22 protein-coding genes and 1 tRNA gene are annotated in these 24,147 nt (G+C 62.8%); 15 read left to right on the top strand and 8 right to left on the bottom strand.

The genetic code is table 11. The features are described 5' to 3' along the window. Nucleotides 1-121: 121 nt before the first annotated feature. Entirely contained in the window at nt 122-730 is a 609-nt protein-coding gene (locus tag GTP58_RS12950; protein WP_072782935.1) for a glutathione peroxidase, read from the top strand. Here the strand turns inward: GTP58_RS12950 and GTP58_RS12945 are convergent. Beyond that, nucleotides 727-1,119: a rhodanese-like domain-containing protein gene (locus tag GTP58_RS12945; RefSeq protein ID WP_161077806.1), complete on the bottom strand. Its 393-nt coding sequence runs from the start codon at nt 1,117-1,119 to the stop codon at nt 727-729. The two genes, GTP58_RS12950 and GTP58_RS12945, sit on opposite strands and share 4 nt — an antisense overlap. A 95-nt stretch (nt 1,120-1,214) precedes the next feature. Here GTP58_RS12945 and ftrA point away from each other — a divergent pair, with 95 nt between their 5' ends. The 9 genes from ftrA to GTP58_RS12900 all read left to right on the top strand — a co-directional run bounded on the left by ftrA (nt 1,215) and on the right by GTP58_RS12900 (nt 15,384). Next, nucleotides 1,215-2,171 (top strand): transcriptional regulator FtrA, encoded by a 957-nt coding sequence (ftrA, locus tag GTP58_RS12940; RefSeq protein WP_161077805.1) that lies wholly within the window; start codon nt 1,215-1,217, stop codon nt 2,169-2,171. Between the two features lie 124 nt (nt 2,172-2,295). Further along, nucleotides 2,296-2,577, top strand: a complete 282-nt coding sequence (locus GTP58_RS12935; RefSeq protein WP_161077804.1) for a hypothetical protein — start codon at nt 2,296-2,298, stop codon at nt 2,575-2,577. Nucleotides 2,578-2,595: 18 nt separating this feature from the next. After that, entirely contained in the window at nt 2,596-3,114 is a 519-nt protein-coding gene (locus GTP58_RS12930; protein ID WP_161077803.1) for a phage tail protein, read from the top strand. Nucleotides 3,115-3,134: 20 nt separating this feature from the next. After that, the gene (locus tag GTP58_RS12925; protein ID WP_161077802.1) at nt 3,135-3,650 is read left to right on the top strand and encodes a phage tail protein; all 516 of its coding nucleotides are present in this window, start codon (nt 3,135-3,137) and stop codon (nt 3,648-3,650) included. Between the two features lie 12 nt (nt 3,651-3,662). After that, the gene (locus GTP58_RS12920; RefSeq protein WP_161077801.1) at nt 3,663-4,181 is read left to right on the top strand and encodes a phage tail protein; all 519 of its coding nucleotides are present in this window, start codon (nt 3,663-3,665) and stop codon (nt 4,179-4,181) included. 1 nt (nt 4,182) lies between these two features. After that, complete coding sequence (locus GTP58_RS12915; RefSeq protein WP_161077800.1) at nt 4,183-4,668, top strand: GNAT family N-acetyltransferase; 486 nt, start codon at nt 4,183-4,185, stop codon at nt 4,666-4,668. Continuing rightward, nucleotides 4,665-5,168, top strand: a complete 504-nt coding sequence (locus GTP58_RS12910) for a hypothetical protein (RefSeq protein ID WP_161077799.1) — start codon at nt 4,665-4,667, stop codon at nt 5,166-5,168. Before GTP58_RS12915 ends, GTP58_RS12910 begins: the two co-directional genes overlap by 4 nt. 9 nt (nt 5,169-5,177) lie before the next feature. Beyond that, on the top strand, nt 5,178-13,652 hold the full coding sequence (locus tag GTP58_RS12905; RefSeq protein ID WP_161077798.1) for an S-layer family protein: 8,475 nt from the start codon (nt 5,178-5,180) through the stop codon (nt 13,650-13,652). A gap of 19 nt (nt 13,653-13,671) precedes the next feature. Beyond that, the gene (locus GTP58_RS12900) at nt 13,672-15,384 is read left to right on the top strand and encodes a ShlB/FhaC/HecB family hemolysin secretion/activation protein (RefSeq protein ID WP_161077797.1); all 1,713 of its coding nucleotides are present in this window, start codon (nt 13,672-13,674) and stop codon (nt 15,382-15,384) included. On the opposite strand, the gene pabB is transcribed toward GTP58_RS12900, so the two are convergent. The 3 genes from pabB to GTP58_RS12885 are packed head-to-tail and all read right to left on the bottom strand — an operon-like array spanning nt 15,375 to nt 18,580. Then, nucleotides 15,375-17,225 (bottom strand): aminodeoxychorismate synthase component I, encoded by a 1,851-nt coding sequence (gene pabB / locus GTP58_RS12895; RefSeq protein WP_161077796.1) that lies wholly within the window; start codon nt 17,223-17,225, stop codon nt 15,375-15,377. The genes GTP58_RS12900 and pabB overlap by 10 nt on opposite strands. Beyond that, nucleotides 17,225-17,800, bottom strand: a complete 576-nt coding sequence (slmA, locus tag GTP58_RS12890) for a nucleoid occlusion factor SlmA (RefSeq protein WP_161077795.1) — start codon at nt 17,798-17,800, stop codon at nt 17,225-17,227. The genes pabB and slmA overlap by 1 nt, the downstream gene beginning before the upstream one ends. 27 nt (nt 17,801-17,827) lie before the next feature. Beyond that, complete coding sequence (locus tag GTP58_RS12885) at nt 17,828-18,580, bottom strand: HAD-IA family hydrolase (protein WP_161077794.1); 753 nt, start codon at nt 18,578-18,580, stop codon at nt 17,828-17,830. Nucleotides 18,581-18,659: 79 nt separating this feature from the next. On the opposite strand from GTP58_RS12885, the gene GTP58_RS12880 reads away from it, so the two are divergent. Continuing rightward, on the top strand, nt 18,660-19,475 hold the full coding sequence (locus tag GTP58_RS12880) for a TraB/GumN family protein (RefSeq protein ID WP_229215557.1): 816 nt from the start codon (nt 18,660-18,662) through the stop codon (nt 19,473-19,475). A 25-nt stretch (nt 19,476-19,500) separates the two neighbouring features. On the opposite strand, the gene GTP58_RS12875 is transcribed toward GTP58_RS12880, so the two are convergent. Together GTP58_RS12875 and argB are read right to left on the bottom strand one after the other, a co-directional pair. Continuing rightward, nucleotides 19,501-19,575: transfer RNA gene (locus GTP58_RS12875), tRNA-Thr, on the bottom strand. Between the two features lie 47 nt (nt 19,576-19,622). Then, nucleotides 19,623-20,516 (bottom strand): acetylglutamate kinase, encoded by an 894-nt coding sequence (argB, locus tag GTP58_RS12870; protein ID WP_139260436.1) that lies wholly within the window; start codon nt 20,514-20,516, stop codon nt 19,623-19,625. Between the two features lie 166 nt (nt 20,517-20,682). Here argB and GTP58_RS12865 point away from each other — a divergent pair, with 166 nt between their 5' ends. Then, entirely contained in the window at nt 20,683-20,901 is a 219-nt protein-coding gene (locus tag GTP58_RS12865; protein ID WP_072782898.1) for a cysteine-rich CWC family protein, read from the top strand. Nucleotides 20,902-20,921: 20 nt separating this feature from the next. Continuing rightward, complete coding sequence (locus tag GTP58_RS12860; RefSeq protein ID WP_161077792.1) at nt 20,922-21,275, top strand: hypothetical protein; 354 nt, start codon at nt 20,922-20,924, stop codon at nt 21,273-21,275. Here the strand turns inward: GTP58_RS12860 and GTP58_RS12855 are convergent, their stop codons facing one another. Beyond that, nucleotides 21,276-22,427: a PHB depolymerase family esterase gene (locus GTP58_RS12855; protein ID WP_229215556.1), complete on the bottom strand. Its 1,152-nt coding sequence runs from the start codon at nt 22,425-22,427 to the stop codon at nt 21,276-21,278. Between the two features lie 8 nt (nt 22,428-22,435). Next, a complete protein-coding gene (locus GTP58_RS12850) occupies nt 22,436-22,849 on the bottom strand; it encodes a CopG family transcriptional regulator (protein WP_161077791.1) in 414 nt (137 codons plus the stop codon). A gap of 90 nt (nt 22,850-22,939) precedes the next feature. On the opposite strand from GTP58_RS12850, the gene GTP58_RS12845 reads away from it, so the two are divergent. Together GTP58_RS12845 and GTP58_RS12840 are read left to right on the top strand one after the other, a co-directional pair. Next, a complete protein-coding gene (locus GTP58_RS12845; protein WP_072782889.1) occupies nt 22,940-23,152 on the top strand; it encodes a DUF1289 domain-containing protein in 213 nt (70 codons plus the stop codon). Then, nucleotides 23,149-24,057: an MBL fold metallo-hydrolase gene (locus GTP58_RS12840; RefSeq protein ID WP_161077790.1), complete on the top strand. Its 909-nt coding sequence runs from the start codon at nt 23,149-23,151 to the stop codon at nt 24,055-24,057. Before GTP58_RS12845 ends, GTP58_RS12840 begins: the two co-directional genes overlap by 4 nt. The last annotated feature ends 90 nt before the right edge of the window (nt 24,058-24,147 follow it).

Here is a 24,147-nt window from a genome sequence, read left to right as displayed (position 1 = left end):
CGTGTCATATGGAATGACATTAGCGTCATGAAAGCAGTCATTGCTTAATCTGGGTCAATCGTGCGAGGGGCACTAATTTGGACTAGAATGATCCGTTCCTCATTCTCTCCTGCCGACCATTATGTCCAAGACACTCGCCCAGCTATGCCTCGTTTCCTCGCTGACCGTGGCGGCCAGCGCCGCCGCGTTGGCGCAAGCCCCGGCCGCAGCGCCGGCCGCTCCCGCTGCGGCAACAGTGCCGGTGGGCAGCTGCCCGGTCATCCTCAAGCAGACCTTCAAGCGCCTGCAGGACGATTCGCCGCAGGATCTGTGCCAGTACGCCGGCAAGGTGATCCTGGTGGTGAACACCGCCAGCTACTGCGGCTTCACCAACCAGTACGAGGGGCTGGAAGGCCTGTATGCCAAATATGGCAGCAAAGGCCTGGTGGTGCTGGGCTTCCCGTCGAACGACTTTGGCCAGCAGGAGCCAGGCAGCAGCAAGGAAATCGCCGATTTCTGCTACAACACCTATGGCGTGAAGTTCCCGATGTTTGCCAAGTCGGTGGTCTCGGGCAAAGAACCTAACCCGCTGTTCGCCAACCTGATCAAGGCGACCGGCAAGGCGCCGGCCTGGAACTTCCACAAATACCTGATCGACCGCCACGGCAACGTGGTCAACAACTTCGGCAGCAAGATCACGCCGAGCGACAAGCAGCTGGTGAGCGCGGTTGAAAAGGCGCTGGGTTCTTAAGACCTCGCCAGTTCAAACCCTTCATCTACCCAGCCCGTTATCCCGCCCGGCATCACCTTGACCGGGCGGCCCAGTTTGGCCAGCCGGATCGCGGCACGGGCCGCGCCATTGCAGTGCGGTCCGGCGCAATACACCACAAACAGCGTATCGGCCGGGAACTCGGCCAGTTTGGAGCCGATGATCTTGCGGTGCGCCAGATCCAGCGCGCCTGGCACGTGGCCGGCCTCATATTTCTCGCTGCCGCGCACGTCCAGCAATACAAAATCCTGCTGGCCAGTGCTGATGGCGTTATGCACGTCCCAGCAATCGGTTTCGTAGCGGAAGCTGGCTTCAAAGTGCGCCAGGGCGGCGGCGCTGTCGGCGGCGGTTACTTCGGTAACGTAGGACATGGTTTTCTCCTGATTGGTTGGCAGTGACGTCATTGTGCGTTGCCTTCGTTACAGCCAGAAGTGGCGCGTAGGCCAATCTACGGTAAGATTGCGCCATGAAAAAACATCTCGTGGTGGCGCTGGCGTACGACCGGCTGTGTACTTTCGAGTTCGGCTGCACGGTCGAACTGTTTGCACTGGAACGTCCGGAGCTGGGCGTGGACTGGTACGACTTTGCCGTGTGCGCAGTGGAGCAGGGGCCGATCCGCGCCGCTGGCGGCATCACCGTGCAGGCGCCTTACGCGCCCGAGCTGCTGGAGCGCGCCGACACCATCATCATTCCCGGCTGGCGCGATGCCGATGAATCGCCGCCGCCGCAGTTGCTGGCCTGGATACGCGCCGCCCACGCACGCGGCGCGCGGCTGTGCTCGATCTGTTCGGGCGTGTTTGTGCTGGCAGCGGCCGGCGTGCTGGATGGCCAGCGCGCCACCACGCACTGGCGCTATGCGGAAAGGCTGGCGCGGCGCTACCCGCAAATCGTGGTGCAGCCCGACGATTTGTATGTGGATAACGGCCAGGTGATCACCGCCGCTGGTTCGGCTGCGGGGCTGGACATGCTGCTGCACGTGGTGCGGCGCGACCATGGCGCCAAGGTCGGCAATCTGGTGGCGCAGCGGCTGGTGGTGGCGCCGCATCGCGAGGGCGGGCAGGCGCAGTTTCTGCCACGTCCCATGGCGCACGGCGAGCAGGGCAGGTTGTCCAGGCTGATGGACTGGCTGCGCAGCCATCCGGCGCAGCCGCATACGGTCAACAGCATGGCCGAGCGCGCGGCCATGAGTCCCCGCACCTTGCAGCGCCAGTTTCAACAGGCCACCGGCTTTGGACCGGTGGAGTGGCTGATCCGCGAACGCGTGGCCATCGTCAAGGAGATGCTGGAAGAGCCCGATGTGCCGCTGACGCAGATTGCCGAGCGCGCCGGCTTTGGTTCCGAGGAGTCGCTGCGCCACCATTTCCGCCGTCTCGCAGCGACCACGCCGGGAGCTTACCGGCGGCGTTTTGCGCGCGCAGACTAAATGCCGGCCTGCGCTGAAAACCAGTATTGGTGCGGCTTGTAGCATATTCGTGCTACAAGGTGATATTTCTTAACAAGAATATCTAATATATAATACGTCATAATTTTTTTGTTATCAAAATATTATGGCCTTGCCATTGTCCTATTCCTTCTTTGCTGACCGCATACAGCAGCGTTTCCGCGTGACGGCCCATGCCGGCGTCGAGCTGCAACTGCTGGAAGCCGAGCAAGTCGCCGCCAGCCTGCCCGGACACCAGGCGTTTACGCTGCTGTTCAGTGGCCCGCTGCCAGCATTGCCACAAGACATCTACACCCTCGACGCCCCCGCCCATGGCGAGCTGGACCTGTTTCTGGTTCCGGTTGCCCGCGAAGGCGATGCCATCCACTACCAGGCAATCTTCAACTGATACCCACAGGCCACGGACATGAGCGATCCTTTTATAGGTGAAATCCGCATTTTTGCGTTTAACTTTGCACCCAAGAACTGGGCGTTCTGCAATGGCCGGCTGCTGCCGATCAATCAAAACCAGGCGCTGTTCGCGCTGCTGGGCACCGTCTACGGCGGCGATGGCCGCACCACATTTGCGCTGCCGGACCTGCGCGACCGCGTGCCGTTTAGCATGGGCAACGGCAGTGCCGGTAGCCTGGCACTGGGGCAGGCGGGCGGCGAACCGGCGCACACCGTGTCCGCCAATGAGATGCCGCAGCACAGCCACACGCTGTATGGCCGCGCGTCGCTTGCCAATACCGGCGATCCGACCGGCGCCCTGCTGGGCGCCAAAGGCCGCTTTGGCCGCGACATGCTGGGCGTGGCGGACGGCAAGACACTGGCGCCGAACTCGGTGAGCACCGTCGGCGGTTCGCAGTCGCATGAAAACCGCCAACCCTTCCTGGCGCTGAATTTCGCCATTGCCCTGACCGGCATTTTCCCTAGCCAAAACTAACTCACTTCGCAGGATAAACCATGAGTAATCCCTATGTAGGCGAGATACGTCTATTTGCCGGTAACTTCGCGCCTGCGGGCTGGATGTTTTGCGAGGGCCAGTTGTTGCCGATTTCTGAAAACGACACCCTGTTCACGCTGCTGGGCACCAGCTACGGCGGCGACGGCGTGACGACCTTCTGCCTGCCTGACCTGCGCGGCCGCGTGCCAGTGCACATGGGCAGCAGTTATACGCTGGCCCAATCCGGCGGGGTGGAGCAGGTAACCCTGACCATGCAGCAAATTCCGGCCCACACCCACGGCGTGCAGGCAACCGGCCAGCGCGGCGACCCGGCTTCCGGCGTCAGCGGCAGTGGCGCGCTGGCCAATACCGGCGGCACTGCGGTCTATACGCTGAGCGGCGGCGGCACGGTCGATATGGCGTCGGAGGCGATTGCTTACAGCAACGGCCAGAACCAGCCGCACAACAATATGGCGCCGTATCTGTGCGTCAATTTCATCATCAGCCTGTTCGGCGTCTATCCGGCGCAAACCTAAGGAGTCCCATCGATGAGCGATCCATTTGTCGCGGAAATCCGCATGTTGCCGTGGAACTTCGCGCCCAAAGGCTGGGCGATGTGCAATGGCAGATTGATGCCGATATCGCAGAATACGGCGCTGTTCTCGCTGCTGGGAACGAACTATGGCGGTGATGGCCGATCCACCTTCGCCTTGCCCGACCTGAGTTCGCGCGCGCCCATGCATCCTGGCCAAGGACCGGGCCTGAGCGTGCACTACCTCGGCGAACAGGGCGGCGAAGCCAGCGTGACGCTGACACCGGCCCAGATACCGGGTCACACCCACAAGCTGTCGGCCAGTAATGCCGCAGCGACGGCCAGCACGCCGGGCGTCAGCGTGCTGCAAGGGAATAGCGGCAGCGTGCCGGTCTACAGCAACACGGCCGGAACGCCGGTGGCGCGCGCGCAGCTGGCGCCATTTGGCAACAACCAGCCGCACAACAATATGCCGCCTTACCTGACGCTCAATTTCTGCATCGCGCTGCAAGGCGTGTATCCGGTACGCAGCTGATATGCATTACACGCTACGCGCTTGCCAGCCGCAGGACGAGGCCTTTTTACGGCGCGTGTATGCCGCCGTGCGCGCGGAGGAAATGGCGATGATCGCATGGAGCGCGGAACAGGCCGACGCTTTTCTGCGCATGCAGTTCGACGCCCAGCATCAGCACTATCACCAGCACAACCCGGAGGCGGACTTCGATGTGATCGAGGTCGATAGCGAACCGGTGGGGCGCCTGTATGTGCAGCGCGGTGCGCAGCGTATTCACGTCATCGACATCGCGCTTCTGCCGGCGTGGCGCGGCCGCGGGCTAGGCACGCAGCTGCTGCAAGCCTTGCAGCAGCAGGGGCCTGCCGTGAGCATCCATGTCGAAGTCAGCAACCCGGCCCAGTCCCTGTACCAGCGCCTGGGCTTTAAAGAAATCAGCACGTCCGGCCTGTACCGGCTGATGGAGTGGCGCGCCAGCGCCACCGCTCAACACTACGGAGAACCAGCATGATGAATCGGCGCGATCTTTTGAAAAAAATGGGCGGCGGCTCCCTGGCCGGAGTGGGCCTGGGTCTGGGCTTGGGGCTGGGTACACCGGCGCGCGCGGCGGACGCGCAGGCCGGGGTGGAGGCGGCGTCCGGCAACGCCTATCGCTGGTCGCTGGAGGGCGCACGCGGGCTGCAGGGGCAGCAGTTCTGGCTGAACCACCCGCAGCAGGGCGCGATAGGCCTGACGCTGGACGCGGTCACGGCCGAGCCGTCTGCTGCGCCGGCCGCCAGTGCTGCGGATGCCACCAGTGCTGCCGCATTGAAGCTGGCCGCCGCTGCTGCACACACGCCAAAGCTGGAGCAGTTCACGCTGCTGTTCACCGGCCCGGCCGGCGCCGGTGTTGCGGCCGACACCTACGAAATGGATAACGAGGTGGTCGGCCATTTCGCCCTGTATCTCGCGCCGGACGCCAAGCGCACCGGCGCCACGACTTATCGCGCTGAATTCAGCCTGCTGGTTTAAGGAACTACCATGCACAAACACGCCTCTGCCAACCGCTTTTATCGTCTCGTCTGGAGTCATGTCCATGCCTGCTGGATCGTTGTCGCTGAAACTGCGCGCGGCCGTGGCAAGAGCAACTCCACGGTACGTGCAGCACGCCGCCTTGGCGCGGTGTTGGCCGGGGCCGCGCTGGCGGGTAGCGCGCTGGCGACGCCGCCACCTGCCGTCAATGCGTTGCCGAGCGGCGCGCAACTGGCCGCAGGCCAGGCCAGCATTGCCACCAGCGGCAACCAGATGACGGTCACCCAGAGTTCCAGCCAGGCCATCGTCAACTGGCAGCGTTTCGACATCGGCGCGGATGCGGCGGTGCGCTTCGACCAGCCATCGGCATCGGCGGTGGCGCTGAACCGCGTAATCGGCAGCGATGCTTCGCAGATCTACGGCAAGCTGTCGTCCAACGGCAGCGTGTTCCTGATTAACCCGCAAGGCGTGCTGTTTGGCGCCAGCGCACAGGTGGATGTGGGCGCGCTGACCGCGTCGTCGTTGAATATTTCCGACCGTGCCTTCCTCAACGCGCAGTACGACTATACCGGCAGCGGCAGCGCGGGCGCCGTCAGCAATGCTGGCCGCATCCGCACCGCCAGCGGCGGTTATGTGGCGCTGGTTGCGCCATCGGTCAGCAATAGCGGCAGCATCAGCGCGCCGCAAGGCAGTGTGGCGCTGGCGGCGGGTGAACAGGTTAGCGTCGATTTGCGCGGCGATGGCTTGATCGGCGTGCGGACCACGCGCGGCGCCTTGCAGGCGCTGGCACAAAACAGTGGTGCGATCAGCGCCGACGGCGGCCAGGTGTTGCTTAGCGCAGCGGCGGCGGATGCGCTGACCCGGGCCACTGTCAACAATACCGGCATCGTGCAGGCGCGCGGCATCGTCAGCGATGGCGGCAGCATCCGCCTGGTGGCGGACGAGGTGCACACGGGCGCGCTGGATGTCTCCAGCAGCGCCGGCAAGGGTGGCGCCATAGTCGTTGAGGGCCAGATCGTAGCGGTGGATGGCGCGCTGCATGCCGATGGCGCCAGCGGCGGCAGCATTGCCATCCACGCCAGCGGCAACCTGTCTGCCGCCGCGGCGGTCAGCGCTAATGGCCGCAGCGCTGCGGGTGGTGCGGTCAGCTATGTAGCGGGCAATGCGCTGGTTGAAAATACGTCTTCCGTCAGCAGCGCCGATGGCGCCACCGATGGCGGCAGCACCACGCTGAGCGCGGGCGCCGGCCTGACCTCGTCCGGCACGCACAGCGCGCGGGGCGGCAGCGGCGTGGGCGGACGCATCGACGTAAGCGGCCAGCAAGTGTCGCTGTTCAGCGGCACGCTGGACGCCAGCGGCGCTACCCAAGGTGGACTGGTGCGCGTAGGCGGCGCCTTCCAGGGCGGCACGCCGCATGGCAGTCCGCCAGACACGGAGCGCTTCCTTGCGCGCTGGGGACAGACCGCCGCGATTGGCAATGCCGACAGCGTGTTCCTCAATGACAGCAGCAATATCGACGTCTCGGCACGCGGCCAGACGGGCCAAGGCGGCACGGCCGTCGTCTGGTCGCAGCAGCAGACCACGCTGCTGGGCGGGATCAAGGCCGATGGCGTCGCGCGCGGCGGTGCGGTGGAAGTCTCTTCGGCCGACGCGCTGCGCTATGTGAACCTGGACAAGCTGACGCTGGGCCACGGCGGCAGCCTGCTGCTGGACCCGAAGAACATCATCATTAGCAATAGCGCGAGCCAGTGGACGTATTCCGAAATACTCAAGGGCGACAGCGCGCTGGAAGCCGGCGACGGCTCGGGCTTTGGCGTGGCGCTCAGCGCGGACAGCACGCAGCTGGCCGTCGGCGCGCCATTTGACCGTGGCGCCACCAATGCGACGCAGAATGCGGGCGCGGTCCGGCTGTACACCTTTGTCAACAATACCTTCGCCGGCGCGGCGCTCAAGGGCACCATCGGCTCTGGATATACCGGCAACGGCAACGTCAATGTCAGCCTGAATGCGGACGCGTTGTTCGGCTCCGCCGTGGCGCTCAGCGGCGACGGCAAGACGCTGGCGATTGGCGCGCCGGGACAGGCTGGCGGCGCCGGCGCGGTTCATGCATTCCGCTTTGCCACGAGCGGTTTCCAGAATCTGCTCGCCAACGATACGGTGGATCTGGGCAGTAGCTACGCTACGCAGGGCGTGAACGGCGGTGCGATTGGCTTCGGGTCATCGCTGGCACTGAACAGCAATGGTAGCCGCCTGGCCATCGGGGCATTGTACGAAGGCGGTAGCGCCGGTGCGGTGTACATGTTCAACAACGATACCCAGGGTGCGCAGTCCTTTGTGCCCGCCTTTGCCTATCGCATCGGCGGCGCTGCTGACAGTCTGTTTGGCACTGCGGTTGCCCTGAACGGCACGGGCGATCGCCTGGCGGTGGGCGCCATCAATGCCGACAATGGACGCGGCAAGGTGTATCTGTACACGGCCGGCTACAGCACCGCCAGCCAGACCGCTACGTTGAGCAGCGGCGTCACCGGTGGCAGCAATACCCAGGTGAGCTTGCTGGATGGCGAATACTTTGGTTCCGCGCTCGCCTTCAATGCGTCGGGTACCCGTCTGGCGGTGGGCGCGCCCAATGCGCCCAAATACGGCGGCACCACGCTGGGTTCGGGATCCGTACGCATCTATGATTTTGCCGATAGCAGCTATGGTTCGCCCAAGCTGGTCAGCACGGTAGGCAACGGCTATACCTACGCACCGGACGGCAAGGTCAGCTCCAACGAGTATGACAACTTTGGCTTCGCGGTGGCGATGAATGGTAGCGGTGATCGCCTGGTGGTCGGCGCGCCCTACGCCGATCAGGCAGGCAATGCGCCAGCCAGTGGCGGCGTGTATGCATTCTCGATTCAAAACGGCAGCAACGCGGTGAAAGACCTCGGCTACAGCGCGACTGGCGCCAGCGGCGGCACCACGATGTTCTCCACCGCCTCGCTGAATAATCTGCTCATCGATGCGCAGACCACGGTCACGCTGCAGGCCAGTAACGACATCACGATGGATGCCGGTAGCAGCCTTTCCGGTCTGGGCTCGTTGACGTTGTCCGCTGGCCGCAGCATCGTGATTAACGGCGATATCGGACTTCCCCTCGGCACGGTGACGATCACGGCGAACGCCGCCAAGCCTGACGCCAGTACCGGACCGGTCGACAAGGACCGCGATCCGGGCAGCGCGGTGTTGACGATTAACGGTGGCATCAACGCCAGAACGCTGAACCTGAAACTCGATGCCGCAGGCGCTTACAAAACCAATAGCGCATCCGGTGCGCTGACTGTCAACAGCGTGGTGCGCGCCGATACGATCAACGTGCAAAACCTGGGTGGAAACAGCGGCAATGATGTGGTGATCGGCGCCGCTGGCCAGCTCATTGCGGGCGGCAGCGGCGATGCGATTGTGGCTGTCACCAAAGGCAATGGCACTTTCACCAATAACGCCTTGCAGGGACTGGTGCTGGCGGGTAGCGGCCGCTATCTGGTGTATTCCAGTACGCCCGGCCAGACCACGGAAAACCTGCTTGGCTACAGCAAGCACTACGCACAGTCCTACACCGGCGCCACGCCGCAATATGCGGCCAGCGGCAACTGGTTCCTGTATTCGGTCGCGCCAACCTTGACGGTTACTGCCAGCAGCTCGAGCAAGGTGTATGACGGTGTGATCGGCGGCATCAACTACACTGCCACCGGCTACATCGATGGCGACACTGCGGGCAATGCCCTGACTGGGGCACTGGGCCTGGTCAACGGTTCGAAGAACGTCGGGGTGTACAACATCAACCAGGGCACGCTGGCTGACGGCATGGGCTATAACCTGGTCTTCAGCGCCAACAATGCCAAGCAGACCGTGACCCCGGCCGCGCTGACCGTGAGTGTCAGCAGCAGCGGCAAGGTTTACGACGGCAATGCGAGCGCGGTGGTCAACTACCTCAGCAACGCGGTCGCCGGCGATGCATTGAACCTGAGCGGCACCGCCAGCTATGCGGACAAGAACGCGGGCAGCGGCAAGCAGATCAGCGTGACCGGCATGACGCTGACGGGTGCCGATGCGTCCAACTACACGTTGTCGTCGAACACGGTCAGCACCACGGCCAACATCACGCAGCGCACGCTGACCGTGAGCGCGGCTGGCAGCGACAAGACCTACGATGGCCGCACCACTGCCGCGGTGACCCTGAATGATGACCACCTGAGTGGCGACGCGGTGACCTTGAGCAGCAGCGGCGCCGCCTATGCCGACAAAAATGCCGGTACCGGCAAAAACATCACGGTGAGCGGCTTGTCCATGTCCGGCACGGACGCCGGCAACTACAAGCTGACATCGGCGACTGCGATGACCACCGGCAGCATCAACACGCGTACGCTGACGGCCAGCGCGACCGGCGCCAGCAAGGTGTACGACGGCCAGACGGATGCCAGTGTGACCTGGAGTGACAACCGCATCAGCGGCGACAACCTGGTGGTGGCGGCTGGCAGCGCCTACTACGCGGACAGGAATGTTGGCAGCAACAAGACCATCACCATCGGCGGCGTGACGCTAAGCGGCATCGATGCGATGAACTATGCGTTGCAGCCAGTGGCTGCAACCACGACCGGCGCCATCACGCCACGTCTGCTGACCGCGACTGCCAGCAGCAATGGCAAGGTGTATGACGGCAGCAGCAACGCGGTGGTCAGCTGGCAGGATGACCGCATCGCCGGCGATATGCTGTCCTATGCCGGCAATGCCGTTTACGCGGACAAGAATGTCGGTGTGGGCAAGGACATCGCCATCAGCAGCATCAGCCTGAGTGGTGCATCGGCCGGCAACTACGTGCTGGCATCGACGGCTGCGCACACCAGTGGCAACATCACGGTGCGTACGCTGGACGTCAGCGTTTCCGGTGGCAGCAAGGTGTATGACGGCCTGGCGACGGCCAGCGTGACGCTGGCCGACAATCGTGTCGCGGGCGACCACCTGGCTTTGGCATCGGCCGGCGCCAGCTATGGCGACAAGAACGTCGGCAACGGCAAGACGATTACGGTGGGAGGCCTGTCCCTGTCGGGCGCGGATGCGGGCAACTATACGCTGGCGTCTGCTGGCGCGACCGGCAGCGGCAACATCACGCCACGCTCGCTGGTGATCAGCGCCACTGGTGTGGACAAAGTCTATGACGGCACCACTGCCGCTACCGTCAACTATACCGACAACCATTTGAGCGGCGATAACGTGGGCTTCAGCGCCAGCGCCGCCTTTGGCAGCAAGGATGCCGGCAGCAACAAAGGCATCGACATCGGCAATGTGGTGCTGAATGGCGCGGATGCAGGCAACTACATCCTGGATAGCGCCCGCGTGACCGCCAGCGCTAATATCGGCCAGCGCACGCTGACGGCCACCGCGAATGGCCTCAGCAAGGTATATGACGGTTCGGCCAATGGCAGCGCCACGTTCGGTGATGACCGTATCCACGGCGACCAGCTGACGCTGAGCGCGACCGGCAGCGCCGTCTACGCCGACAGGAACGCGGGCGCCGCCAAGGCTATCTCGGTGGATGGCGTTGCGTTGAGCGGCGCGGATGCGCGTAACTATGTGCTGGCTTCCACGACAGCGCACGGCACCGGTACGATCACGCAGAAGACGGTGAATGTCAGCGTCGCCGGTGGTGACAAGGTGTACGATGGCAGCACGGCAGCGACGGTCAGCTACAGCGAGAACGATCACGTCGCCGGTGACGTGCTGACCATCAGCGGCAACGCCAGTTTCGCCGACAAGAACGCCGGCACTGGCAAGAGCATCACTGTGCGCGACATCGCGCTGGGCGGTGCCGATGCGGGCAATTATGCCGTGGCATCGACTTCCGCCAGCACCACGGCCAGCATTACGCAACGCGCGCTGACGGCCACCATCGCCAGTGCGGGCAAGGTCTATGACGGCAATACCGGCGCGATGCTGACTTTTGGCGATGACAGCGTCAGCGGCGATATGCTGTACTACACCAGCAATACCGGCAGCTATGCGGACAAGAATGCCGGTGTCGGCAAGACCGTCAGCGTCAGCGGCATTACGCTAAGCGGCCCGGATGCCCGCAACTATGTGCTGTCCAACAGCAGTGCGACGACCACCGCCACCATCGCGCAGCGCGCGCTGGTGGTCACGGGTACTGGCGTCAGCAAAGTGTATGACGGCACTACCAGTGCCCAGGTCACGTTTACCGATAACCGCGTGAATGGCGACGCGCTGGCGGTGGGTGTCGGCAGTGCCAGCTATGCGGACAAGAATGTCGGCGCCAACAAGGCACTGGTCTTCAGCAACGCCAGCTTGTCCGGCGCTGATGCCGCCAACTATACGCTGGACCTGAGCAGCAATAGCGGTACCGGCGCCATCACGGCGCGCATGCTGAATGTCAGCGCCACGGGCATTGACAAGGTCTATGACGGCACGGTCAATGCCGGGATCAACTACAGCGACAACCGTGTGGCCGGCGATATGCTGAGCTACACGGCCAATGCTGTCTTCGGCGACAAGAATGCGGCCGCCAACAAGAGCATTAGCGTGAGCGGGATGACACTGGGCGGCGCGGATGGCGGCAACTACGTGTTGTTCGCCAATAGCGCCACCACGCAGGCCAGCATTACGCCGCGCGCACTGGTGGTGACGGCTACCGGTAGCAACAAAGTCTACGATGGTAGCGTCAACGCTGTTGCGACGCTGGGCGATGACCGCATCCAGGGCGATGTGCTGACGGTGACGGGGGGCGCTGCGGCCTTCGTCAATAAAAATGCAGGCAGCCACAAGGCGCTGACGGTGAGCGATATTCGTCTGGCTGGCGCGGATGCGGGCAACTACATGCTGGCATCGGGTAGTGCGGCTGGCAGCGCGGATATCACGCAGCGCGACCTGTCCTTTACGGCCGCTGGCCAGGACAAGACCTATGACGGTAGCGCCAGTGCGAGCGTCAACTTCAGTGACAACCGCGTGGCCGGTGACCGCTTCAGCCTGTCCGCAGCGGCCAATTACTCGGATAAAAACGCCGGTAGCGGCAAGGCGGTCAGCGTCAGCGGCGTGACGTTGAGCGGCGAGGATGCGGGCAACTACCATCTGACGTCGAACAGCGCGACCACCACGGGATCGATTTCGCCACGTGCGCTGAACGTCATGGTGACTGGTGCGGACAAGGTTTACGATGGCACGACTGCTGCTGTCGTCAATCTGAGCGATGACCGCATCGGCGGCGATGCACTGGAGATCAGCGGCGGCGGCAGCTTCGCCAGCAAAAACGCCGGCGTGCAAAAGCTGATCCTCAGCGATGTGAGCCTGTCTGGCGGTGACGCCGGCAACTACACACTGTCGGTCAGCAGCTCCGGTACGGCCACCATTACGCCGCGTGCGCTGACGGCCAATGTCACGGCGGCAGACAAGGTTTACGATGGCAGCACCGCCGCCAGCATTGCGCTCAGCGTCAATGCGCTGAATGGCGACGCTGTGCAGATCAGCGGCAGCGGCGTCTTTGCTGACAAAAATGCCGGCAGCGGCAAGGTGGTGAATGTCAGCGGCGTCCAGCTGACCGGCGCGGATGCGCGTAACTACACCATGAATACCGGTAGTCTGCAGGCACACGCTTCCATTACGCCCCGCAGCCTGACCGCCAGCGTGACGGCCAGCGACAAAGTCTACGACGGCACGACGGCGGTACAGTTCACTGTGGCCGACAACCGTCTCGCTGGCGATGCGCTGGAGATTGGCGGCAGTGCCGCATTCAGCGACAAGAATGCGGGCAGCGGCAAGACGGTGACGGTCAGCGGCATCTCGCTGGGCGGTGCTGATGCGCGCAACTATACGCTGGCTTCGTCCGCTGCTACTACCACCGCCAACATCGCGCAGAAAGATCTGGTCGTCACTGCGGATAACCAGACGCGCGCATTTGGTGCAGTTAATCCGGCGCTGAGCTATCGCACCAGTGGCCTGGTGGCTGGCGACAGTGTGGGCCAGATGACGGTGGCCACCAGCGCGAATGCGCAATCGGCGGCCGGCGATTACGCCATCACGCTGGCGGGCACGGATCTGCCGAACTACAAAGTCAACTACGTCAACGGTTCGCTGACGGTGCTGGCGCCAGCTGCTCCGGTCAACAATACGATCGGCTCGATCGTCAAGCCGGTACTGCCAGTGGCGCAGGGCGGCGGTCTCGGCGTGCCATCCGCACCGGATACGCCGCTGCAGCAGGCCTTTGCCGGCGCCGGTAGCATCAGCAGTGGCGGTGGCGGTGGCAATGGCAATGGCAGCACGGCTGGCGGTAACGCCAATAATACCGCTAGCCGCAATGGCGGTCCGGCCTTCAGTGCCAACAACAATGGCGGTAGCGGTGGCGCGAACGGTGGGCAGCAGGACGAGGTGACGACTACCTCGCTGCCCGGCGGTACGCAGATCGCATCGCGTAACGGCGGCATCCGCACTGCGGAATAACCTGATACGAAGGAATTTTGTGCATCAAACCCGAACCGCAGGCGCACTGGCGCTCGTTATCCTGCTCACTCCCGCGCTGGTCTATGCGCAAGCCACGCCGGACGCTGGCCGTCTGCTGGAAACCAATCGCGCACCGGCGCTGATCCAGACGCCGAAAGCCAATGGACCGGTGCTGCCGGATACCCGTGCCGTCAAAGGTGTGCAGCTGTCGGGCGCACAGCGCGTGATGGTGCGCCGCTTTGTGTTCGACGGCGTCAGCGTGGTGCCGGAAGCGGCGTTGCAGGATCTGCTCAAGCCTTACGCGGGCCGTGAACTGAGCTTCGAAGAACTGAGTGCAGCGACCAATGCCGTCACCGCTTACTACCGTCAGCAAGGCTACCTGGTTGCCTATGCGACCTTGCAGCCGCAGGAACTGGGGCAGGGCGAGGTACGCATCACGGTGCTGGAAGGCCGCGTGGGCGAGATCAAACTGGTGCCGGATGCCAGCGTGCGTCTCAAGCCGGAGCAGGCGCGCCGCTATTTCGATGCACTGACGCCGGCAGGCCAGCCACTGCGAGATACTGCACTGGAGCGCGCACTGTTGTTGACCGATGACTTTCCTGGCGTGACGGCGCGTGCCGAGCTGGCGCCTGGCGCCAGACAGGGCGAGACGGAACTGGATATCGGCCTGAGCGAAGCGCCGCTGGTGAACGGCACACTGGGCATCGACAATTCCTCCAACCGCTACACGGGACGTGTGCGGGTGCAAGGCGGCCTGAATTTCAATGATATCGCCGGCATGGGTGGGCAAGCCTCGCTGCTGGGATCGACCACGGGGTCCGATTTCAACTACGCCCGCGCGGGTTATGTGATGCCGGTGGGGAGCCATGGCACGCGTGTCGGCGCGGCGTATTCGGCGCTGCGCTATCACCTGGGCGCGGAGTTTGAATCGTTGAATGGCTTTGGCGGCGCGCAGGTGGCGCAGCTGCTGGTGACGCACCCGCTGCTGCGTTCCGGCGATGTCAATATCCAGCTGCGCGCCGGTTACGACAACAAGCATTACACCAATGACGCCAATGGCATCCGCACCAGCGACAAGCGCGTGGAGACGGTGCCGTTGGGGATCAGCTACACGCGCCAGGACCAGTGGCTGGGCGGCGGTTTTACCAGCGCCTCGCTGGATGTCACGCCGGGCAAGGTGGACTTGTCGGCCAACGCCGCTTCGCTGGCGGCCGATGTCGCGGGCACGCAGGGCCATTTCGCCCACACGAATTATCAGCTGAACCGTTACCAGCGTCTCGGCGCCAGTGTGACTGGCCTGGTGAGCCTGAGCGGTCAGCTGGCCACGGCGAATCTGGAATCGGGTGAAAAGATGTCGCTTGGCGGTCCGGGACGTGTGCGTGCTTATCCTGCCGGTGAGGCCAGTGGCGATGAAGGTTACGTGCTGACGCTGGAAAGCCATTGCGACCTGCGGGCACTGAAGTCGGACGTGTCGGTGTTCTTCGACTATGGTCACATCACGCTGAATCACGCTGTCTATCCGGGCGCGCTGACGGCCGGTGGTCCGGGCAACAGCTATAGCCTGAAAGGCGTGGGCATCGGCTGGAGCTGGCGCGCGCTGGAGCGCACCGTGGTGCAGTTGCAGGTGGCGGCCAAGCTGGGTGACAACCCGGGCCGCAACCTCAAGGGCAATGATGCGGATGGCAGTTCGGCACGCAAGCGCGCCTGGTTTAACGTGTCGACCTATTTCTGAAGCACGGCCCTGAGTGCGCCGCGCAGGGCGTTGCAGATGACGATGTCGTCCGCGGCTTCCAGCATGGCGCGTGTGATGACGGCTTCGCTGGCGTTCCATTGCGGGTCGTCCAGTAGTACGCCGCGCATCACGCCGGGCAGCAGGCCGCTGCTGAGCGGCGGCGTAAGCCAGCGGCCATCGACGCGCACAAACACGCTGCTGCGTCCACCTTCCGTCAACTCGCCGCGCTCATTGAAGAACAGCGTATCGAAAGCGCCTTGCGCTTCGGCGTCGCGCCAGGCGGCGTCGTAACGCGAGCGGATGCTGGTTTTGTGACGCAGGAACAGGTCGCTGGTGCTGGTGCTGTCTGCGGCCAGCAGTACGCGCACCGGTTCAGTCAACGGCGCCAATGGCGCGTGCTGCACGGCGAAGGCGCCGGCGGCGTTGATCGCCAGCCGCAGGCGATAGGCAGCGTGTTCCGGTTCCAGCATTTTGCTGGCCGTGTCCAGGTAGGCATTGGCTGCGTTCACATCCCACGGGAAGCCGAAATAGAGCGCCGATGCCTGCAGCCGCGCCAGATGGCGTTCGCGGTGGCGTATGCCTTGCGCTGGTGTGGCGTACATGGTCTCGAAAATATCGAAATCGTTTTGCAGGCCGGTGAGGAAGCGTGCCTTGAGTTTGCACTCGGCGTATTCCTCCTGCGCGTCGCTGTCGAACACAATGCCGGCGCCGACGCCCATTTCGCCATGACGCACGCCATCCGCGCCTTGCGGCTGCAAGGTCAGCGTGCGGATGGGAACCGACATGCAGAAGTCTCCGACCTTGCCATCGTCGCGCGGATCGAACCAGCCGATGGCGCCGGTGTAGATGCCGCGTGCATCCGGTTCCAGCTCGCGGATGATTTCCATGGTGCGGCGTTTCGGTGCGCCGGTGATGGAGCCGCAGGGGTAGAGTGCGTCGAAGATGCCGGCCAGTGTGACGTCATCGCGCAGCTGGGCGGTGATGGTCGAGGTCATTTGCAGCACGCTGGCGTAGCGGTGCACCTCGAACAGTGCCGGGACTTCCACGCTGCCAGTGGTGGCGACGCGGGCGATGTCGTTGCGCAGCAGGTCGACGATCATCAGGTTTTCGGCGCGGTTTTTAGGGTCGGCGGCGAGGCTGGTGGCGCGCAGGGTGTTTTCGGCTTGCTGTTGTGGCGGTGCGGCCGGCGCCGTGCCTTTCATGGGGCGCGCGGTGAGCGTGCCGCCAGTGTGGCGCACAAACAGTTCCGGCGACAGCGACAGCACCGCCGTGCCATCGTCCAGCGCGATCAGCGCACCATACGGGACAGGCTGGCGGCCGCGCAAACGCGCGTACAAGGCATGGATGCCGCCAAACGCGTCAAAACGCAGCCTGTAGGTGTAATTGACCTGGTAGGTGTCGCCGGCAGCGATGTAGTCGTGTATGCGCGCTAGCGCCCCGCTAAACGCTTCCTGGCCGATGTTCGGACGGATGTTGGCGATGCCGGCCGGACGTTCGATGGGGAAGGAGCGGGCGGCCAGCCATTCGCCGACTTCGGACGCGGACAGCAGCGTGCAGTCGCGGAACAGCAGGATCTGCGCCAGTGGCGCCTTATCGGCGTTGGCGCCGGCGCCGGCGTCGGTCAGCGCCAGTAGTGCTTCGCCCAGCTCATAGGCGCACACGGTGACGGCGTATGCGCCGCGCGCGAGCGCTGCCTGCATCTGTTCCAGCAGTTGCGGCCATTGCGCGATATCGTCGCAGCGCAGCGTGCCGGTGTGGCCGGTGTAGAGGCGCGAACGGCTGCCGGCTTGACTGCCTTCCGGGCTGGCGTCGTCCAGCAGGGCGAATACTTCAGAGTTCATCAGGATAAAAGCAGGGTGATTTGTACCGCCGCGTCCTGCGACGGATTATGTTTGAAGCCGCTCTTGGCATAACGGTGCCAGCGGCCGATGACAAAACTGGCCAGCATGCCGGCGCGCGCCGGCACATCGGCTTCGTGCGCCTGGCCTTCGCTGGCGGCAAGGCGCAGTGCCTGTTTCAGCGCCAGCTCCACGCGGTCGTAGAACTGGTTCATGCGCGCCTGCAGACGTTCGTCCTCGTTGAGCAGCGCATCGCCGATCAGCACGCGCGTCATGCCGGGATTCTGCGCGGCGAAATTGAGCAGCATGGCGACGATATCGCGCGCCTGCGCCAGGCCGTCGTTCTGGCGCTCGGCGATCTGGTTGATGAGGCCAAACACGGTCTGCTCGATGAACTCGATCAGTCCCTCGAACATCTGCGCCTTGCTGGCGAAGTGCCGGTACAGCGCGGCTTCAGAAAACGCCAGCTTGCGCGCCAGCGCAGCGGTGGTGATCTTGTCGCCCTTGGGCTGTTCCAGCATCTCCGCCAGCGCCTGCAGGATTTGCAAACGGCGCTGGCCTGGCGGTGTGCTTGCCATATGGTCTCGTGGGTTGGTGAAGGTTGTTCAGCGCAGGCGATGCAGACGCGCCGGCAGGTTCCTGACAGATTTTACTTTGACATCGACATAAGCGGGGCGAATTAACCTTTTCTGCGGATGCGCCAGGCCGGCCAAGTCGTTGATGGTCAGGTACTGCGTGACCCAGGCGGTACGCATGCCCAGCTCGCGCGCACTGCGCAGATTGGCCAGCGTGTCTTCCACCAGGATGCAGCGGCGCGGCGTCAGTTTGTGATGGCGCATCAGCTTGCGCAGCAGGAGCTTGGAGGGCTTGGGCCGCATCTGCCGGTGCACCGTCATCGCTTCCACCGCGATGTGCTGGCTGAACTGGCGGTGCAGTCCCAGATGGCGCAGCACCTGCGCTGAATAACGGTGCGGTGCATTGGTCAGCAAAATTTTGCGGCCGGGCAGGCGGCGCAGCAGGTGGCGCAAGCCGCGCTCGTGGCGGATCATCGTCTGCAGGTCATCGAAGTGATGGGTTGCATCGAGAAAGTGCTCGGCCTTGACGCCGTGGTGCTTGACCACACCGAGCGTGGTGGCGCCGTAGCGCTGCCAGTACAGGGTGCGGGTGGCGTTCACCACGTCATCGCTGGCGGGCGTGACGCCGTCTCCCAGCAGATGGGCGAGATAGCTGTTCATGCCGGCCATGATCGCGGGGAAGATGGCGTGTGAGGCATTGTGCAGCGTGTTATCGAGATCAAACAGCCATACAGGCGAGGAGCGGGTAATATTCACATCAGCTCTATCAATAAAGGAAACCATGCGCCGCCAGATTATAGTGTTGTTCTGCAGTTTGTTCTTTTTTGCCCTCGGTTCCAGCGGGGCTGCAGAGCAGGACGCGATGCCGAATCGCGGCGCGCTGTTCAAGGTGCAGCAGGGCGGGCATACGCTGTACCTGTTTGGCACCATTCACGTGGGCGCCCGGAATTTCTATCCGCTGGAGCCGCGCCTGAGCGGTCTGCTCAAGAAGGCGCCGGTGCTGGCGCTGGAAATCGATCCGCTCGGTGATCCGCAAAAACTGGCGCGCGCCGTGCAGCAGCATGGCCTCAACCCCAAGGGCATCACGCTGACGCCGGACTGGCGCCAGCGGCTGGACCGCCTGCTGCAGCAGTACCGGATTGAACCTGAAACCGTGGCCACCATGAAGCCCTGGCTGCTGGCCAGCCTGCTGACGGTGAGCGAGTTTGCCGCACAGGGCTATGAAGCGTCGCTGGCGGTGGACGCGCATTTGTCGAAACAGGCGCACGCCAGCGGCAAAAAAATCGTTGAACTGGAATCGGCAGAAAGCCAGATGGCGCTGTTCGACACGATGACGGCGGCCGAGCAGTTGCTGTTCCTGCAGGAGGCGATCGCGGGCATCGAGGACAAGGAGCAGGCCAACCAGGCGCGCGAGATCGCCGATGCGTGGCGTCATGCCGATAGCAAAGCGCTGGAGGCGCTGGCGCTGAAAGCGGAGATGGACGATACCTACTCCGGCCGCTTTGTGCAGAACGTGCTGCTGGAGGGCCGCAATCCGGCGCTGGCCGATGGCATGGTCAAGCTGATGGCGCGCGAAAACAACAGTGTGGCGGCTATTGGCATCCTGCACCTGTTCGGCAAAACGAGCGTGCCGGAGCTGCTGCGCAAACGCGGGCTGACTGTGGAACGGATTTATTAAGCGGGGGAAGGGTACTGCAGAAGAGTGGTGCCCTTTACGTGGATTGAACACGTGGCCTCTCCCTTACCAAGGGAGTGCTCTACCACTGAGCTAAAAGGGCATACAAATGTGGCGGTTTCACCTATGTCAGGCGAGACCGCCTTTTTTTCAGTGAGACCGGATCATAGTGCCAAAAGCCTGTTCGGTCAAGACTTCGAGCAACAAAGAATGCTCAATTCGGCCATCAATGATGTGAACCGTGTTCACGCCGGACTTGGCAGCATCCAGGGCTGATGAAATTTTAGGCAGCATGCCGCCCGAAATCGTACCGTCAGCGAACATCTCGTCGATCTCGCGCGCCGACAGGTCGGTCACCAGGTTGCCCTGCTTGTCCTGCACGCCGGCGATGTTGGTCATCATGATGAGCTTTTCGGCTTTCAGGATTTCAGCGATCTTGCCGGCGACGACGTCAGCGTTGATGTTGTATGCCTGGCCATCCTGGCCGAAGCCGATCGGCGAGATGATCGGAATGAAGGCGTCGTCCTGCAGCGCTTTGACCACGGCTGGGTTGATCGCTTCGATTTCGCCGACGAAGCCGATGTCCAGGGTCTGGCCTGGATTTTCCTTGTCCGGCATGGCCATTTTACGGGCGCGGATCAGGCCGCCGTCCTTGCCGGTCAGGCCGACTGCCTGGCCACCGTAGTGATTAATCAACATCACGATGTCCTGCTGCACTTCGCCGCCCAGCACCCACTCCACCACTTCCATGGTTTCTTCGTCGGTGATGCGCATGCCTTGCACGAAGGTGCCTTGCTTGCCGATTTTTTTCAGGGCGTTGTCGATTTGCGGACCGCCGCCGTGCACCACCACCGGGTTCATGCCGACCAGTTTGAGCAAAATGACATCACGGGCGAAGCCATGTTTCAGGCGCTCGTCCGTCATGGCGTTGCCGCCGTATTTGATGACGATGGTTTTGCCGTGATAATTACGGATGTAAGGGAGAGCCTCGGCCAAAATCTGCGCCTTGATCTGCGGAGAGACCGCAGTCAAATCGTCATTCATGCCTAGGTTCAGGTTGGTCAGTTGGGTCATGGCAAGTCCGGTAGAAAGATTTTGGGCGCAATTTTACAGCCAGTTGGCGCAATCAAGTACGCATTATAGGGCCATCTGGTGGTATTTTCCTGGAAGCTCCTGTACGCTGGTTTTTGATGATTGTTTTGGAAATAACATGAGTACCTGTTCCCGCTGCGGCGCGCAGTTTTCCTGCGCCATGAAGGACGCGGATCCCGCGGCGCCGGCGCAGCCTTGCTGGTGTACCTACCTGCCGCCCGCAGTGCCGGTGCCGTCCGCGCCAGGCTCGAGCTGCTGGTGTCCGGCATGCCTCAGGCAGCACATCATTGAGCAGTCTCAAACGTCCACCATTACCCCGTCTGACAATGGCGCATGACCCTCATTGGGAGTGCGCAGATGAACCCGACCTCGCTTGACAAGCAAAGTGGCGCGGCGGACGATGACCACATCGCCCGCATCGTGCGGCTGGAGACGCAAATGGGAAATGTCACCAGCGTTCTTTCGTCCTTGCAGCGTGGACAGGAAGCCCTGCAGCGTACGCAGGAGCAAAACCAGCAAGCCATGATGGCGCAGTTTGTCGCGCTGAGGGACAGGATCGATGCCGTTCAGCAGTACACCATGGACCGGCTGGATCGGCTCGATGCCCGCACAACCGAACGGATCGACAAGCTGACATTCTGGATGATCGGATTCACTGTGAGCAATCTGATCGCCGTACTTGGTATTGTCGTCCGCCTGGCTGTCACCTGATCAATTCACCGTGCGGAAGAAACGCAGCATTTCGCGGCTGGCGTCCGGGCCTTTGGCATCCGTGTAGCTGCCCGAGGCACTGCCGCCCGACCAGGCGTGGCCGGCCCCGTGGACTACCCAGTGTTCTCCCCAAGGCGAGCCATCCGGTTTGACGTGGGTGGTTTGCGTGTAGCGGTGGCCATTCGGCACCGCCCCTGACCGCACCTTGGGCCGCGCGCCGCGGTGATGATGCAGACGTTGCGCCATCACCTGCTCGCCATTGCGCGGATTGACCGTGGTATCGCTGTCGCCATGGAAGACGATAATGCGCTGCGCGCCATTGCCGGCCTTGTCCGCTTTATTGACGCCGCGCTTCATTGCCGTGAGCGCGGACGGCAAATCCTGCGCCGAAGCAAACGGCAGGCCGGAATGCACGCCTACCGCAGCAAACAGTTCCGGATACAAGGTCCCGGCAATCACCGCCATCGCGCCGCCGGCCGACAGGCCTGCGACATACACTTGCCGCTCATTGACCGGATACTCCTCGATGATCTGCTGCGCAATGCCGGCAATGATGGACGGCTCGCCTTGTCCGCGCTGCTGGTCGATGGCGTTGAACCAGTTCCAGCACTTGGAATGATTGGCGCCGGCGGTTTGTTCCGGATACACCACAAAGCAGCCGATTTCTTCCGCCAGCTGATTCATTTGCGTGCCTGCGGCAAAGTCGTCTGGATTCTGGGTACAGCCGTGCAGCATGACCAGCAGCGGCATCGCCTGGCCGTGGTAGCTGGCCGGAATGTATAGCTTGTAGTTGCGGCTGCCGGCGTGATTGGTGTAACTGCCGCTAATGAACTGTGCGCCTTCCGGCAGCGGCTGTGCCGGCGTCGGATGAAGCAGCGACCCCACGTCAATGGCGCGGTCCAGATTGGCCTGCAGGTCGATCTTGATGCCCATGCGGTCCAGCATGTCCTGCGCGAACTCGGCCGGATGCGTGGCCGGGTTCGGTGTGGACGCTGGCGATTGCGGCGGCGTGGGGGGCGCGGCGTCCGCCGGTGGCGGGTTAATATCACGCATGGCGGGCTGCGGCCGTTGGTTCCAGCGCTGCAGCGGGGCGCCCTTGCCGAGTAACTGTTGCGCAGTTTCACGCATATGGGTCAGAAAATTGAGCTTCATGGCACTCCCTAATGGATGCGTGGCGCCAGTGCCGTCTTGAGGACAGCGCTGGCGTGCAGCGAACCGAGTACAAAAATGGATTCGATGGTTGCCAATGCCAGTTCGACTGAAACGTCGCTGGCAATACTGGCAAGTCCCAGTACCTGAATTTGCAGCCGCTGTCCCGCCGCCTGGATCGCTTCCAGATCGGCGCGCGAGTAATGCTGCATGCCCAGTACCAGGCTTTTGCGCGCCACGGTCTGCTTGACCACCTCGGTGTGCTGGTTCAGCTGATTGCGGATCGCCGTGCGTATCAGATCGGTGCGGTTGGAATAAAACCCTTCCTGCACCAGCAGATCAATCTGCCCCAAATCGACGGGGCCGAGATTGATGGTGATTTTTTCTGAGTCGGCGGTCTTCAGCTTGATTTCTTGCTTGGCCATGGGTCTCCTACCATCTGTTTGCCATCTATATGGATGGTAGTCTACGCCGGAAAGCCCCCAAGTCAAGCGGCTTCACGGCATAATGACGCTATGAGTGAAGTAACCAACATATTGCCGTCGCCAGTACCGTCCCCTTGCGTCAGCCTGTGCAAGATGGACGCCGAGCGACGCTACTGCATGGGCTGCCTGCGCACCATTCCCGAAATCGTGGCGTGGAGCAAGGCAGATGACGACTACAAACGCGCCGTGTGGGCCGAAATCGCACAGCGGCGCGACACTGTCCATTTCGACGAGGATCAATGAGTACATTACCGGATTCGATACAGGTGTTTGAACGGGGTTGGCTGTCATCCAACAACATCCTACTGTTAGGCAAGCACGACACAGCAATTATCGATACCGGTTATTTGACTCATGCGCAACAAACGCTGGAGCTGGTGCGCCATGCGCTGCATGGCCGCCACCTGGACCAGATCATCAACACCCATCTGCATTCCGACCATTGCGGCGGCAATGCCATTTTGCAGGCCCATTACGGCTGCAAGACCTCGATTCCGGTGGCGGAAGCCGACAAGGTGCGGCACTGGGACGTGGAAGCCCTGAGTTTCAAGGCCACAGGCCAGCGCTGCGACCGTTTTACGTTTGACGCCACCATCTCGCCGGGCGACGTGCTGACCTTGGCGGATATGGAATGGCAGGCGCTGGCCGCGCCTGGCCATGATCCTCATTCCCTGATTTTCTACTGTCCACAGGAAAAAGTGCTGGTGTCGGCCGATGCGCTGTGGGAAAACGGCTTTGGCATCATCTTCCCCGAGCTGGACGGCAAGTCCGGCTTTGCCGAGGAGCGCGCCACGCTGGACCTGATCGAGAGCCTGGACGTGCGTATCGTCATTCCCGGCCATGGCGCACCGTTCGCCGATGTGGCCGGTGCGCTGGCGCGAGCCCGCTCGCGGGTGGACTACCTCGCTGCCGATCCGGTACGCAATGCGCAGAACGCTTTGAAAGTGCTGCTCAAGTTCCTGCTGCTGGAACGCCAGCGCATTCCGCTGGCTGAGGTGCCGGTGTTGCTGACCTCCATGCCGGTGTTTGCCACCGCCAATGCCAACTACCTCAAGCAATCGCCAGATGACTTGGGCAAGTGGGCTGCTGGCCAGTTGGTGCGTGCTGGTGCGGCACAGGTTGAGGGTGAGTACTTACTTAACGTCTAAACTAGAGGATATTCTCCAGTTTTAGGAACGATCGTACTATTTTCGATCTATAATCGTTCGCACCGATTAACTCACGTCAGCGAGCCCGTC

Source organism: Duganella sp. CY15W, from assembly GCF_009857555.1.
Classification (GTDB): Bacteria; Pseudomonadota; Gammaproteobacteria; order Burkholderiales; family Burkholderiaceae_D; genus Rugamonas; species Rugamonas sacchari.
Note: the sequence above shows the minus strand (reverse complement) of the source record. Positions and strands in the feature narration are given on the sequence as shown.